Source organism: Priestia sp. BR_2 (assembly GCF_041954005.1).
In the GTDB taxonomy this organism is placed as follows: Bacteria; Bacillota; Bacilli; order Paenibacillales; family Paenibacillaceae; genus Paenibacillus_AQ; species Paenibacillus_AQ lautus_A.
This window is the reverse complement of sequence record NZ_JAVFHM010000148.1, coordinates 1-648: the sequence shown is the minus strand read 5'-3', so window position 1 is coordinate 648 and position 648 is coordinate 1. Positions and strand designations below refer to the sequence as shown.

Here is a 648-nt window from a genome sequence, read left to right as displayed (position 1 = left end):
GAGTGATTCCGTTAACTAAAGATATATACTATATATAGATTAAAAACAAAAACTACTGGAACGGAGGGAACCAGTAGTTTTTTTCGCTGTTGAGTAATTGGTTTTTATGAAATGATGCCCCGTTTCTTTTTAAATAGTTTGCTCAAAGTATCAACAATAATTCTTTGAATTTGCTTTTTTCTACATTAAATCTTAATTAATTATATAAAAAGACTTATATTGCAAGAATTTAGAAGAAATTTGTTGAATAAATAGTCTTAATTTTAATCGTTTATCATTAAATGATAGCACTTAATTAATCTCAATTAGGACAGTTGAAGGAAGTATAAGTGCTAAAAGAAGAAGAAAATAAGTTTGATCAGGAATGGATAAGTCTCATGAAGGAAGCATCTCATCTAGGTCTTTCACTCATAGAAGTAAAGGAATTTATATATTCAAAGCAAAAAGAGCTTGTTTCTAAATGCTTTAGGCTCTTTGTGCTTCTGATAATGTTGATAAGCAAGGAAATGGTTTCTCATTTTAAAGTGGAAGACGGTTTTAATTCAATACCTAAACCTCTTTTTTCGTTGAATGTTGTGACGATAAACAAGTCTATATTGTAAATAAAAAACTCACTTCTTAAAAGTGAGTCTAAAAGGGGGAGTAAAC

Annotated in this window: 1 protein-coding gene; it reads left to right on the top strand. The window is 28.9% G+C overall.

Annotated features, from left to right (window positions below):
• Positions 1-329 precede the first annotated feature (329 nt).
• The gene (sinI, locus tag RB298_RS06760; protein ID WP_486046494.1) at positions 330-602 is read left to right on the top strand and encodes a DNA-binding anti-repressor SinI; all 273 of its coding nucleotides are present in this window, start codon (positions 330-332) and stop codon (positions 600-602) included.
• Positions 603-648 lie beyond the last annotated feature (46 nt).